The organism is Candidatus Aminicenantes bacterium (assembly GCA_026393795.1).
GTDB lineage: Bacteria > Acidobacteriota > Aminicenantia > UBA2199 > UBA2199 > UBA2199.
Genome location: JAPKZL010000085.1, coordinates 1 through 13,345, shown reverse-complemented (window position 1 = coordinate 13,345; position 13,345 = coordinate 1). Strand labels below are relative to the sequence as shown.

Annotated in this window: 14 protein-coding genes; 9 read left to right on the top strand and 5 right to left on the bottom strand. The window is 54.7% G+C overall.

Annotated features, from left to right (window positions below; all coding sequences use genetic code 11):
- The 6 genes from NTW95_04275 to NTW95_04250 form a co-directional block, all read left to right on the top strand.
- Window positions 1-511, top strand: a 511-nt coding sequence (locus NTW95_04275; protein MCX6556637.1) for an NAD(P)-dependent alcohol dehydrogenase, incomplete at its 5' end; no start/stop codon positions are given.
- Between the two features lie 19 nt (window positions 512-530).
- Window positions 531-965 carry a DUF6326 family protein gene (locus tag NTW95_04270; GenBank protein ID MCX6556636.1) on the top strand — a complete coding sequence of 145 codons (435 nt, stop codon included), beginning with the start codon at window positions 531-533 and terminating at the stop codon, window positions 963-965.
- Window positions 907-1,716: a DUF4386 domain-containing protein gene (locus NTW95_04265; protein MCX6556635.1), complete on the top strand. Its 810-nt coding sequence runs from the start codon at window positions 907-909 to the stop codon at window positions 1,714-1,716. The genes NTW95_04270 and NTW95_04265 overlap by 59 nt, the downstream gene beginning before the upstream one ends.
- A gap of 19 nt (window positions 1,717-1,735) precedes the next feature.
- Entirely contained in the window at window positions 1,736-2,740 is a 1,005-nt protein-coding gene (locus tag NTW95_04260; GenBank protein MCX6556634.1) for an NAD(P)-dependent alcohol dehydrogenase, read from the top strand.
- On the top strand, window positions 2,737-3,693 hold the full coding sequence (locus NTW95_04255; protein ID MCX6556633.1) for an NAD(P)-dependent alcohol dehydrogenase: 957 nt from the start codon (window positions 2,737-2,739) through the stop codon (window positions 3,691-3,693). The genes NTW95_04260 and NTW95_04255 overlap by 4 nt, the downstream gene beginning before the upstream one ends.
- 79 nt (window positions 3,694-3,772) lie before the next feature.
- Complete coding sequence (locus NTW95_04250) at window positions 3,773-4,843, top strand: alpha/beta hydrolase (protein ID MCX6556632.1); 1,071 nt, start codon at window positions 3,773-3,775, stop codon at window positions 4,841-4,843.
- Window positions 4,844-5,325: 482 nt separating this feature from the next.
- Here the strand turns inward: NTW95_04250 and NTW95_04245 are convergent, their stop codons facing one another.
- The 4 genes from NTW95_04245 to NTW95_04230 all read right to left on the bottom strand — a co-directional run bounded on the left by NTW95_04245 (window position 5,326) and on the right by NTW95_04230 (window position 9,463).
- The gene (locus NTW95_04245) at window positions 5,326-6,564 is read right to left on the bottom strand and encodes a type II toxin-antitoxin system HipA family toxin (GenBank protein ID MCX6556631.1); all 1,239 of its coding nucleotides are present in this window, start codon (window positions 6,562-6,564) and stop codon (window positions 5,326-5,328) included.
- Window positions 6,565-6,571: 7 nt separating this feature from the next.
- Window positions 6,572-6,895: a helix-turn-helix transcriptional regulator gene (locus NTW95_04240; GenBank protein MCX6556630.1), complete on the bottom strand. Its 324-nt coding sequence runs from the start codon at window positions 6,893-6,895 to the stop codon at window positions 6,572-6,574.
- A 463-nt stretch (window positions 6,896-7,358) separates the two neighbouring features.
- Entirely contained in the window at window positions 7,359-7,895 is a 537-nt protein-coding gene (locus NTW95_04235) for a hypothetical protein (GenBank protein ID MCX6556629.1), read from the bottom strand.
- 176 nt (window positions 7,896-8,071) lie between these two features.
- Window positions 8,072-9,463 carry a hypothetical protein gene (locus tag NTW95_04230; protein ID MCX6556628.1) on the bottom strand — a complete coding sequence of 464 codons (1,392 nt, stop codon included), beginning with the start codon at window positions 9,461-9,463 and terminating at the stop codon, window positions 8,072-8,074.
- A gap of 278 nt (window positions 9,464-9,741) precedes the next feature.
- On the opposite strand from NTW95_04230, the gene NTW95_04225 reads away from it, so the two are divergent.
- Both NTW95_04225 and NTW95_04220 read left to right on the top strand, forming a co-directional pair.
- Window positions 9,742-10,383 (top strand): methyltransferase domain-containing protein, encoded by a 642-nt coding sequence (locus tag NTW95_04225; protein MCX6556627.1) that lies wholly within the window; start codon window positions 9,742-9,744, stop codon window positions 10,381-10,383.
- Between the two features lie 137 nt (window positions 10,384-10,520).
- Window positions 10,521-11,291, top strand: a complete 771-nt coding sequence (locus tag NTW95_04220) for a hypothetical protein (GenBank protein MCX6556626.1) — start codon at window positions 10,521-10,523, stop codon at window positions 11,289-11,291.
- 85 nt (window positions 11,292-11,376) lie between these two features.
- Here the strand turns inward: NTW95_04220 and NTW95_04215 are convergent, their stop codons facing one another.
- Entirely contained in the window at window positions 11,377-12,117 is a 741-nt protein-coding gene (locus NTW95_04215) for a histidine phosphatase family protein (GenBank protein ID MCX6556625.1), read from the bottom strand.
- Between the two features lie 157 nt (window positions 12,118-12,274).
- Here NTW95_04215 and NTW95_04210 point away from each other — a divergent pair, with 157 nt between their 5' ends.
- Complete coding sequence (locus NTW95_04210; GenBank protein ID MCX6556624.1) at window positions 12,275-13,192, top strand: hypothetical protein; 918 nt, start codon at window positions 12,275-12,277, stop codon at window positions 13,190-13,192.
- Window positions 13,193-13,345: the final 153 nt, after the last annotated feature.

The window sequence follows — 13,345 nt, the reverse complement described above, 5'->3', positions numbered from 1 at the left end:
TTTAGCTTTGTATTTTCTTAAAAAGGGGAATATCCGGAACGGACAAAAAGTTCTTATCTATGGAGCATCAGGAGGAGTAGGTACTTTCGCGATACAGCTTGCTAAGTACTTTGGGGCGGAAGTTACCGGGGTATGCAGCGGCGTGACTCTGGAATTGGTAAAATCTATCGGAGCCGACAAGGTAATTGATTACACGAAAGAGGATTTTACGAAAACAGGGGAAGCGTATGATTTTATCTTTGATGCGGTTGGAAGGAGATATTGCTCAAAACTGCAGTGTAAAAAGGCGCTGACTCCAAACGGGAAATATATATCGGTCGAAGATGGAACGCCAAAGATACGCACTGAAGCTTTAATTTTGCTCAAAGAGCTGATTGAGGCGGGGAAAATAAAACCGGTCATTGATAGAAGCTATCCGTTGGAACAAATTGTCGAAGCTCACCGATATGTGGGCGAAGGTCACAAAAAGGGAGGCGTGGTAATCACTGTTGGACATATTAACAAAAGCTGACAAGTAAGGAGGAATAAAAATGACAGACAAAAAGACAGCCGAAATGAAAGATAGGAAAGCAATACTTTCAACTCTATGGGCATTTGTGACGGTTAATTATCTTTATTGTGATGTGATGGCGTTGATGGACCCCACGATATTAAAGCAGTTTATGGCGGGATACGCGGGAGGTTTTCGCATCACTCAGGGATTTTTGCTGGGAGCCGCACTATTAATGGAAATTCCGATGGCCATGATTCTCCTGTCCCGGGTATTGAAGCATGGAGCAAATCGTCGGGCAAACATCATCGCAGGGATAATAATGACGGCCGTTCAAATCGCATCGTTGTTTGCCGGAACCTCAACCCTTTATTACCGGTTTTTTTCAATCATAGAAATTGGGTGCACTTCGCTGATTGTCTGGTTTGCCTGGAAGTGGTCCAACCCTCGAGACAGTCAAACTACACAAAACTGACAAAACAGGAGAAACTAAAATGACAAACTATGCCGTCGATTCAACACGACGTAATGCTGCAAAAATCGCGGGCGTCATGTTCCTGCTGATCGTGATCGGCTGGACGCTGAACTGGATTTTTGTGGAATCCAAGTTTCATGGCGCGGGGAACATCATGGCCACGGCAAATAACATTATGGCCCATGAGTTGCTGTTCCGCATCGGGATGGCCAACGAGCTGATTTTTTCCATCAGCGGCATGGTCTTGGCGCTGGCGCTTTACACCATGCTCAAGCCGGTAAACAGGAATCTTGCCCTGCTGGCCCTCTGCTGGAAGCTGATGGACGCCGTGGTCGGGACTGTTAATGTGCTCGCCGCTTTTATTGTTTTGCAGATCTTGAATGGAAAAGCATTTCTGACGTCATTCAAACCGGAACAGCTGCAGGAGATCGCCGGGCTATTTTTCAAGCTGCGCAGCAATGGGGCGGCCATTGCCATGCTGTTCCTCGGCCTGGGATTTATCGTGTTTTTCTATCTGTTGTTCAAGTCCGGATACGTCCCGGGAATATTGGCCGGCTTCGGGATTTTTTCATATTTTCTCATTTTCGTGAACTCGGCGGCGGATATTCTCGTGCCCCGAAACGCGGCGGTGCTGACCATGGTCAGCCCGGTCAGCATGATCTTCATGACGCCGAGCATTCTCTTCGAACTGACGATCGGTTTTTGGTTTATATTTAAAGGCATCAATATTCAACCGCAGGATAACTCTTAAAAATTGGCAGGATATAAAAATGAAAGCAATCATATGCACGAAATACGGGCCGCCGGAAGTCCTCCAGCTCAGGGAAGTGGGAAAGCCCGTTCCCAAGGACAATGAACTATTGATACGGATATATGCGACGTCTGTAAATTTCGGGGACCTTCTGGCGCGAAATTTCAGGGAAATCTCCCCGCGCAAATTCAATATGCCTTTGCTCTTATGGATCTTCGCGAAAATATTTTTTGGCATCAACAAACCAAGGACAACCATACTGGGGAGCGAATTTGCCGGAAAAATTGAATCAGTCGGGGAAAATGTAAAACGATTTAAAGCGGGTGACCAGGTTTTCGGCTATCGCGGCCAAAGCATGGGTGCATACGCCGAGTATCTCTGTATGCCTGAAAATGGGGTGGTGGCACTAAAACCGGCCAACATGACCTATGAGGAAGCTGCCATCGTCTCTTATGGGGCGATCATGGCCTTGTTTTTGCTGAGAAAGCAAAATATCCGGCCGGGACAAAAGGTCTTGGTCAACGGGGCAAGCGGAGGCATCGGTGCGGCCGCGGTCCAGCTTGCCAAATACTATGGGGCGGAAGTGACCGGGGTATGCGGCACGCCGAGATTGGACTATGTAAAATCGCTGGGAGCTGACAAGGTCATCGATTACAACCTGGAGGATTTCACCAAAAGCGGCGAGACCTATGACCTTATTTTCGACATCCTGGGCAAGAGTTCGTTCTCGCGCTGCAAGAATTCGCTGTCGAAAAAAGGACGCTATCTCCGGGCCAGCTTCAAGACGAGGGAACTTGTGCAAATGCTGTGGACCTCGATGAAAGGCGGCAAGAGGGTCATATGCGCGCTGGCGCCCGGAAGGAGAGACGACCTGCTCTCCGTCCAGGAGCTTATTGAAGCGGGAAAGATCAAAACGGTCATCGACAAACGCTTTCCATTGGCCCAGGCCGCCGAGGCCCACCGCTATGTCGAGCAGGGGCAAAAAAAGGGAAATGTGGTCATTACCTTGGAGGAGTACTTATGAAAGCGATTGCATGCATGAAATACGGGCCGCCGGAGGTCCTCAAGCTCATCGAGTTGGAAAAACCCGTTCCCAAGGACAATGAGATCCTGGTGAAAGTATATGCCGCAACGGTGGCCAGGGGGGACGTCAGGGTGCGCAGCTTTACCGTCCCTTTCTGGCAAAGGCTCCCGGCGCGGATATACCTGGGCATCAGAAGACCGAAAAGAGCAGTGCTCGGGATGGAGCTGGCCGGGGAGATCGAAGCGCTGGGCCGGGACGTGACCCGCTTCAAGAAAGGCGACCGGGTTTTTTCATTTGTCGGCTTTGGTTTCGGCGCTTATGCCGAGTACAAGTGCCTGCCTGAAAACGGCGCCGGGGCGGAAGAAGGGCTGGTGGCGCTGAAGCCTGTCAATATGACCTTCGAGGAGGCCGCCGCCGCCACCGGCGGGGCGTTGACCGCGTTGAGGTATATGAGAAACGGACGCATCTGTCCCGGGCAGAAAGTCCTCATCTATGGAGCTTCCGGGTCCCTGGGCACTTTTGCGGTGCAGCTGGCCAAGCATTTCGGGGCGGACGTCACCGGGGTTTGCAGCACCGCCAATTTGGAACTGGTAAGATCCCTAGGCGCCGGCAAGGTGATCGACTACACCACAACCGATTTTACTGTCGGCAAAGAGAAGTACGATTTCATTTTCGATGCCGTGGCCAAGACACCGCGCCGGCGCAGCAAAAGGGCGCTGAAGAAAGGGGGGATCTTCCTCTCGGCCCACGACGCGCACGGCTCGGCCGTCATCAAAACCGAAGACCTGGTTTTTCTCAAATCGCTCATCGAGGCGGGGAAGATACGGTCGGTCATCGACAGGACCTATCCGCTGGAGCGGATCGTCGAGGCGCACCGCTATGTCGACATGGGGCACAAAAAGGGAAATGTGGTCATAACCGTAAATTCTTCTGAAATAGAAGCTTCGAAATAGCGGGCTGCGGAAGTTTTGAGCCTCGATTCCCCGCGGCGCCGGTGGTACAATAAATGAGTTCAAGCACAAGGAGTCATCCATGCTCGTCATCGTTGCCGTCGTTGTCGCGCTGGTCGTCGTGCGCTTTGTCATTCCAGCCGGTACGCCGCGCATTCGTCCGGCGGGAAAAGCCGGTCCGGCCAAGAGCATCGCCCGGCTCGAGAAGCTGAATATCGGGGGAAGCGATCAATGGGTCCTGCAGAGATCCGAAAACATCGACAACCCAATCATCCTGTTCCTTCACGGCGGGCCCGGAACGTCGCAGCTGACGGGAAACAGGCGGAACACCAGGGAGCTCGAAAAATCGTTCATTGTCGTAAACTGGGATCAACGAGGAGCGGGAAAATCATACGGCGCGATTCACGATGCCGCCAAAATGAACATCGACCAGTTCGTTGAGGACACGAAGGAATTGACCCTGTATCTGCTTGAGAAGTTCGGCAAACGCCAGATCGTCCTGGCTGGGCACTCGTGGGGCAGCGCCATCGGCGCCATGGCGGTCGCGAAATATCCGGAGCTCTATTCCTGCTATGTAGGCATCGGCCAGATTGCCAACATGGAAGAGGGCGAAGTGGCCTCTTACGGGTGGACGCTCGAGCAGGCCAAAAAAAGGAATGTCAAGCGGGCCGTCAAGGCCCTGGAGAAAATGGGGCCGCCGCCGTATCAGGGCGATTGGCGGGCCAAGACGATCAGCGAAAGAAGTTATGTGGCGCGCTTCGGCGGCGAGGTCCACGGCAGCAGGCTCGGGGCCGTCGGCATCGTCCTGGGCAACGTGCTGTTCTCGCGGGAGTACGGCCTGGCGGATCGCATCAACGTCTTCAGGGGGGTGTTGGCTTCGATGAAGCATCTCTGGCCGCAGCTGTTCAAAGTCGACCTGTTCAGCAGCGTGCCGGAAATGAAGGTCCCGGTCTTTTTCATGGAGGGCAGATATGATCGCGAAGTCCCCCCGGACATTGCCGCCAGGTATTTTGCCGCGCTCAAGGCGCCGGCTAAAGAGCTGATCTGGTTCGAAAATTCGGCGCACATGGTCAATTCCGAGGAAAGGGATTTGTTCAATAAAATACTGGTGGAGAAAGTGAGGCCAATCGCCCTCGCCGGTAACCTCGGCTAGCGAAAGCCCGGGGTTGCCAGCCGCGGTTTCCCCGGCAAGGTTTAAGAAAAGTCCCGCCATCAGATTCCGCTTCCAGATGGCCTTTTTTCCAAAGTCACAAAGTCAAGCAGCACAAATTATCCGGACACGCAGGCGGTAGTCACACTATGGTTTCAGCAAGTTTTTTAATTCGCTGAAACCATCTAGTGTGACTATACCAACACTAGATGTTTTTGGTGATTTGTAGAGATACCAAAAACATAGTGTTGGTACGGATCTAATTTGTCTACCATCATTATGTTTTTGGTAATTTTTGTAAGTCACCAAAAACATCTAATGATGGTATACTTTTACTAGATGATTTCAACGCTTAAGGACTGGTTGGAATCAGAGTAAAAGTATGTCCCAAAGGGGGCACCGTCCCCAGAGGTTCGATCGCAAAAGAAACGTGAATATAACCAGGCCGATAAGGAGCAACCCGATCAAGCTCAAATATTTCTTGATCAAATCCTTTTGCTTTTCATGATATCAAGGCGTAGGCTATTCTGAACCTCGGTGCGCAATTTCTGGGGAACTTCCTCTTTGATTGCCAGGCGCGGCCATGCGGCCACGGCTTCCGCCACGCGCTCGATGATGGCGTCGGCGCCGCGGATGCCGAATTGCCCGGCCACGGCCAGCAGGTCCTTCCTGCTGAAGCCGTCCCGCCTGCCGTTGATGCTCATTTGATGTTGATGGGTATATTTGCCGGCTGGGTTATATGCCCAGACTACGTCAAAAGCCGGGCTGAGACGCCATTTGCCCTTGCGGTCCATGAGAAAAGCGATATTGCGCGTGTGGTCGTCCTGGTTGCGCGCCAGTACGTTGAATGTCATGCGCCGGAAGAATTCCTCCATGGCCGGATAGCCCAGATCAAGTCGCTGGATGACCTGCAGGGCTTGCTCGTAGCTGTATTGGCCGGTCGCGTTAAAATCGTAATGGGCCATGGCGCACAATGACTGCATGTGGATCTTGCCGCTGTCGTCGCGATCGAAGCGTTGGGTCATGAAATGCGCCCGCGGTCCCTCTTTCAGCAAGCGGCATGGGGTCATCTGGATGCCGGCCTGGACCGCCATCAGATGATAAACGTATTCCAGCCGCCCATAGCCTTGGGGATCGCCCAACGCCGCGTCCTTAACGCCGTCGAACTTCAGGATCCAGGACTCGAATCCCGGAGGCGGCGGGACCTGGCCGGATCGCACCTTCTCTGTCTTTGGGTTCCAGGCGATCACCGCCTTGGCCCGGTTGCCTCCCGCTGAAGTACCGACCCGAATGATCGTTTTTAGCGCTTTTGCCCGGCTTCCTTTCAGGTTCGCGATCCACTTGCTCCGATGGCGCAGGATGTCGCTGGCCAGGTGGGAGAGCTCCGCGATCTCGATGGGAATGGCTCCTCCCGGCCGCGGACCGCACGCCGGCTCGAACTCCAGGGCGCCCATGGCCCGGTTGCCCAGGTAGCAGAGGCGTTCCAGCGGCGTGAAGTCATGCGCGGATCGTCCCTGCTGGGACAACCAGGCATCGATAATGAGGTTACCGAAGCGGTCGGGCAAAGCGTCGGCCAGCAGGCCCGGCAGACGGTGATACGTGTCTTTGTTCAGGAGGGGAAACGAAAATATGCCGCTTCGCAGCGGCATGGTCATGGGGGCGCCGGCGTCCCGGTCCCAAAGCCGGACCATGGCGGCAGTCACCCGTTTTACCCGCACGGCCATTGCCGCATCACCCCTTTTTCCCGAGGCTGTCGTTGGGACTGGATGCCCGTTTCCGTTCCCGCCCTTTCAATTTGGCAAGCTGTATCGGGCTGAATCCGGGCTCGGGGAAAAAGGCGTCCAGGGAGGTCAGATTTCCCAATGCTCTGAGGATCTTGATCAAAGATGCCAGGGTGCAAGGACGCCCCGTCTCCAGGTATTGCAGAGACCGCAAGGCGACTCCGGCTTTTAAGGCCAGGTCGGCTTGAGTCATGTTGCGGTTCAGCCGCTCGCGTTGCAGCCGGCTTCCCAATTCGCCTAGGATCGCCCTGTCGCTCATGGTTTGCATATTCATGGTTATAGTCTGACAGGGAAAAAACAAAATGTCAACTATAATACGCAATATAGTGCATATTATCGCTGATAAATGCTAATAAAGCGCAATAGAATGCGTTTTAAATAGTATTTTAATTATTTAGGTTAAAACGCAATAAAGTGCGTATAAAGGCAATTAATTGCCAATAATACGCAATTTATTGCATGTTGGATTAAAGCCATATTGAAATCAATGTTTTTTCTGATCTTCTATTGGGCACGGCGCCACCAAGGGTGACAGACCGATCAACTCAGCATGAAATTGCTGAGGATCGGTACTGCGCCGTGCCCCTACGAAAAAGCTTCTTCAGGAAGGCCCGGACCACCCGGATCTGCCCGATCTTGTTCATGGGCGCCTGCATTTGGATGGTCAGGTTGCCCTGGCGGACGGTGAGGGTATGGGTGATGTCGGTCCAGGTGCACGAGGAACAGCAGCGGCCGCGCTATTTTTTCCTGCTCAGGAAAAATTTCTTGGTGTCGATCTTCTCAGTGCCGCGGAAGGTGTCCCATTCGTTTTCAAGGCGATCCGGGGCGACCAGGCAGACGCGGCCCTGGTGCATGTGCACGTCCCTGGCCGGATCGAGGTTGGAACCGCCGGCGAAGTTAAAAACCAGGCGATCGGCGCTCGAACTTGGGTCGAGCTCCATGCGCGGCTGGTTGCCCATGGCGCAGTAGTGGGTGAGAACCAGCTTGCCGTTGTCGAGATGATACAGGGTGAGCATCTCGTGTTCAGTGCCGGGAAACAGAGTTTCCAGGACGACGCTATTGTTGGCAGTAACTCTGTAAGTGACCGTTATCGCCGGCCCGTTGTCTTTATCCATCGCCTTCCCCTCCCACTCCCCGGCCAGCCCCTTGAGCATGGCGAACGCCTCCTGCGCCGTGATCGTTTTTACCGGCTCTTCGGCAAAGGCTATCGCGGCAATGGATATCAGACCGCAAAAAACCAGCGCTATAATCACTTTAGGCATGTGTTTGCTCATGGAACCTCCTTGGGTTGCACGTTCATCTTACCACAATCAGGACACAATGGAATTAGGCTAATCGCATGGCGCCCCGACCATAGAGTCACTTCCTTTGTTGTAATGTCAGTATAAGGTCTTTTATAAAGTCACAAAGTCAAGCGTCTTTGGATGGCCCTTCCGCTTGACGACCATCATTAAAATCTAAGTATCCGCCACTGGCCGTCCAGGTCGATGATGAAATAGACATAATAGGAGATATCGAATTCCTTGCCCTGGAGAGTCTCCTTTCTTTTGGTGCGGTACTTGGCGCCGCCTTTTTCGTAGGACAGGAATTCGATCTTTCGCATTTCCGTGCCGATCTGTGGCAGCTTATCTTTCATTTCCGTGTACATGGCCAAATATTTGTCGCGATCTCCAATGCAAAAGAAACTGGCCGCCTTCTCCGCGTCTCCGCCCTGCAGGGCCGCTTTCAGATCATCCCATATCCCGCGCAAGGTCTTGTCGATATCCTTGGGGATGTTGCGGCGTATTTCTTCCCTCTCGATCCGCTGCTGCTCCGCTTCCCGTTCCAGGACCGTCACCGATATCGTTTTTTGAACGGTTTTTGCACCGTTTTCAGCCTGCACCGTGTAGGAAAAAGACCTAGTCGGCTTGAAGCTTTTTTCACCAGAAAGAGGGAGATGAGAATATAGCTTATCTCCATAGCGTACCATGCGTGCGTTTCTGGTATTCCAGGTCATGGTAACTTCCTGGCCGGAGATGACGGTTGTGGGTTTGATCTTCAGATTGAGTTCCGGGGCGGGCACCTCTACCTTGGCTGTGACCTCTGCGGCTGCGATGTTGCCCCAATCCTGGTCCTCGATGCGGAACAAAGCGTCCTTCTCTGGCCAGACCAATGCCGAACCACTTTTATCTACCCGGCCCAAGTCGCCGGAAGTGAAATCAACTGTCGCTGCATTCTGCACATCCCAACTCAACCTTACAAGCTTGCCGATTCTTATCGACTTCTTGTCCGCATGCAGGGCGACAACGGGTTGTGGATGTTCCGGCTTTTTGACCAGCGGCGCCTGCTGAGGCAATTTGTTCTGAGCTTGGACGGATCCGTAGGACCCACTGCCAGGGACGATTTGGGGAGATATGTCTATGGCCTGCGGGCTTCCGATCATGTGACTGGAATGGACTTTGCCCGCCTCGCCCCAGATGCGCATGGTGATGCCTTCGCCCGGCTGCCCATGCAGCTTGACACGCAAAATGCTGCGCCCTTCCAGGTGGATCGCCCCTTGCCAATTCGCCGCGGGATCTTGTGGTTTTGATCCTGCCTGCACATCCAGGCCGTCAAGGTTCACGGAGTAGGAGCGCACCTTCGTGTTCCCCTTTTTCGTACCGTTCAGCACTTCGAGCTGGTAGCCGCTCCCCGGGAAAATGCAATACACGGGCTTCCAATAGACCAGGCACTCGCCGCGCTCGATCTTCAGTTCGGTCTTTTCCATGACCGTGAGCGGTTCTTCTAGCATCCCGATCTGGGCATTCAGAAAACCGTAACAGGCGATAAGCAAGCTCCAGGAACACACTTTTCTAATCTGCATGGCTACCTCTCTCATGAAAAAAATTGTAACATGAAATTACTCGGTTGACTCAAAATTGGAAGTCTTGGGGGTCTTGGGGACAAAAGGCCACCCGGGACGGTGCTTGTAACTTTGTAAATGCAGATCGCGGAACAATTTGTCAAACTGCCGGGGATGGAATAATATGGAAGGCATGAAACCGGCAAACAAAAGATTGGGTTGTCCAAGGCGCCATCGCGGCCCTATCCTGCAGCGGGAATATTTCGGCAAGCGGACCCGTTCCAAGAGGACTTGATATCATGAAATTCCCAACGCTCCCTGCGCTCATCGTCATCCTCGGCCTTCTGGCGCTGGCTGCGTGGATCGCCTGGCGGCTGGTCTCCCGGCGGCGCGCCCTGCCCTGCCCCTCGTGGCTTTCATGGCTGGTGGACAACCCGGCGGTAAGGCGCCGCACCCTGGCCACGCTGGAGCGGCTGAAACTCGCGCCCGGCATGAGCGTGCTGGACGCGGGCTGCGGCCCCGGCCGGCTGGCCGTCCCCATAGCCCGGGCGGTCGGTCCCCAAGGCCGGGTGCTCGCCGTGGACCTGCAGCCCAGGATGCTTGAGCGGGCGAAAGGCAAGGCCGCCGTTGCCGGCGCCGGCAATGTCGAGTTCATGCTGGCCGGGCTGGGGCAGGGCAAGGTCCCGGCGGGCCGCTTCGACCGGGCTCTTTTGTCGTGGGTGCTGGGCGAAATCCCGGACCGTGTTTCCGCCCTGCGCGAGATCCACGCCGCGCTCAGGCCCGGCGGATTCCTCCTGGTCAGCGAGGTGCTGCCCGATCCGCACTACCAGTCGCTGGCCAAGGTCAAGGCGCTGGCGCAGGAAAGCGGCTTCCGCGTTGGAGCTTATTACGGCAGCCGTTTCGAATACGCGATCGCCCTGGAGAAACCCGCTGACGGCTGAAGACTAGGGGCCAAGGCGCGAGTGGTCGGCAGCCCCCCGAGGGGACGCCGCCCAAAGTGTTGGGCCGGCAGGCCGGCTAAACCATCCTTGCACTAACGGCGTATAAGAAATGGTTAGCAATCCGCAAGGGAGTTTTCATGAAAAACAAATTTGTCATTTTACTTGCCTTATCGTTGTTCATCATGTCCGCGCCGGCTTTCGGGTTCCCTTTGGACGATGAGGCCGAGGCTTGCTGGCAGAAAGGCGTCCAGGCCGCATTAAGGTCGAAAGACTTTGTTCCCGGGAAAATATACATGAAATTCGAACGGCTTGACGGTGACGGTAAAACAACTAGCCAAAAGGAGACATGGCTTGAATTGCCGCCGGGAGAAAATCAGGGGAAAGTGCTGAAGGTCCTGGAGGATGGGAAAGACATTACCCGGGAAGAACTTCAGAAAGAGAGGATAAAAAAGGAAAAAGCGAAAGGCAAGAAAAGCGCCGGCGACCACTCCTTAAATCTTTCCAGCGAAGAATTGGTCCCCTTGATCAGCAATTCGAAAAAACCGGTCGCCAGCAAATATCTCGGCAGGCATAAGGACCATGGAGTGGATTGTTTCGTTTACGAATTTCAGAAGGAGCACGTCCAAACAAACGGCACAAAAAAAGAAACGGTCGTTCAGCAAGGCGAAATCTGGCTGGATGCCGGCAGCGGCATGCCGGTCAAATCTTCGTACTCCATCAGCCCCCTTCCTTCCATGGTAAAACAAATGGAAATGAATACTACCTATGTTGTAGGGGGGGACAGATTTTTTGTTAAAAGCCACGCCATGAGCGTTCAGGCAGGCATTCTTTTTTTTAAAAAACGTTTCCGGATCGGTTTCATCCTGGATGGGTACCGGGAAGCGGACAAGGAAAATCAGGACGAGTGAGGAGGCCTCTCCGGGGTCTCGATATTAGACATTAAAGAGATTTAGGGATTGGGAAATTACGCTTGCGGCCCAGATTTCCGACTGATTATTTTGGCGCCGTCGTCGCTGCGGAGGGGATAACCAGCTCCTTGGATTCATCGTCGCCGCCGGTGAAGGTCCTCATGTTTTCGGGGATGTGGCCGTAATCGCCGAACGCGTCCAGCTTCATTTTCCCGTCGGGCAAGACGCGGATTACGGTCAGGCTGCAGTTGCTGATGCTCATCTGCAGCCAGGACATCGTGTCCACCTGCAATGCTTTGGCCGCGAAATAGCGGATGATGTTCCCATGGCACACCACGATATCATGCCTGTCCCTGGCATCGGGCGCGGGGATGAAGAACTCTCTGAAGAATTGTTCGATGTTTTTCACGCACGCCTCGGTTTCCCCCGCCTTCGCTTCGGCCATGACGTCCTTCCTCCAGGTCGGCGGCGTGCATTCGCAGATCAGTTCGCTCTGCTTCAGCTCAAGCCGGGGGAACTCCCGGTTGATGACCGCGGCGGTCTGCCTGGCCCGGGTCATCGTGCTGCTGGTGAGCGATGTGAATTCGACAGGCATCGCTCTCAATCTGGCCGCGAGCAACCTGGCCTGGGCAATGCCGAGCGGCACCAGTCCCTTGCCGACAAATTCGTCCCGGGCATCGGCCTGGTCGTACTGGCCATGGCGAACCAGGTAGATCGTTCTGACTCCTTTTTTTCCCGCATCGTTCTGCCGTCCGAAAGCGGCGGCAGAAAGGACGATCGCGACGGCAAGCAAAACAAACAGCGGCAATGTTTTTTTGTTTTTCATTTTTCCCCGCATCGGGATATTACAGGCCTTTCGCCGGAATATCAACAGGCGATCATGAAAAACCCGGAGAGACCTCCAGCGACGTTGCTTGCAACTTTGTAAATGCGGATCGCTGGGCAATTTGTCAAACTGCCGGGGATGGGATAATATGGAAGGCATGAAAACGGTGAACGAAAGATATTATTATCAAAGGGTTGTTCTTCGCGCTGCCTGGTTCTGGGCGCTGCTGATTCTCCCCCTGATTGCCCCCGCAGCGGATCCGCCCAAGGCGGAGGTATTCGCACCGGGGGTTATCAGTCTGCCGCAGCGGATCGAATTCTGCCTGACCATGAGCCCCGACGAGCAGGAGATCTTTTTTACGGTCAGGAAGGCTCCCGGGCAATGGGAGATACATCGGGCGCGTCGCAAGGGCAATGCCTGGCAACCGTCGAAGGTCGCCCCTTTCTCCGGCGTTTACAGCGACAGCGAGCCCACGCTCAGCCCCGACAACAAGCGCCTCTTTTTCAGCTCCAACCGCCCCAGGCAGGGGAAAACCCCGGCAGATAACTACGATATCTGGGTTGCCGAGCGTCAGGGCGCCGGCTGGGCCGCTCCCTGGCCGCTCCCCGAGCCGGTCAACGGGCCCGGAGACCAGTGGCGGGCCAGCCAGAGCCTGGCCGGCAATCTCTATTATTCGTCGCGGGGGCTCTGGCGCATCTCCATGGACGACGCCTCGGCCCTCTCCCTGGTCAAGCTGTTCGACCCGCAGAAGCCGGGCGCCCTGGTCGGCGGCCACGCCTTTGTCGCCCCGGACGAAAGCTTTCTGCTCACCGCCTGGATGGACGGGCCCGGGGGCAAGGGCGGCTTCGACATCTACGTCAGCTTCCGCGACCCGCAGGGCAACTGGGGCCCGTCGCTCAACCTGGGCGACGAGGTCAACAGCGCCGCCGAAGAGGATTTTCCGCTTGTTTCGCCCAACGGCCGCGACCTGTTCTTTTTCCGCTACCAGAAGGACGGGAACACCGAAAGCGGGGACATCTTTCGCATCGATGCAAGCATCCTCGACGCCCTAAGGGCGAAATCCGGATCGCGCTGAGCGCCGGTCGCGCGCTGCCAAGCCCTCATTTGATGTACGATCATATGACGATATATTATTTCAGCGGCACGGGCAATGCCCTTACGGCAGGCCGCTGGATCAAGGAAAATGCGGAGAAAAAAGACATACAGACAAAATTAATTTCCATAGACA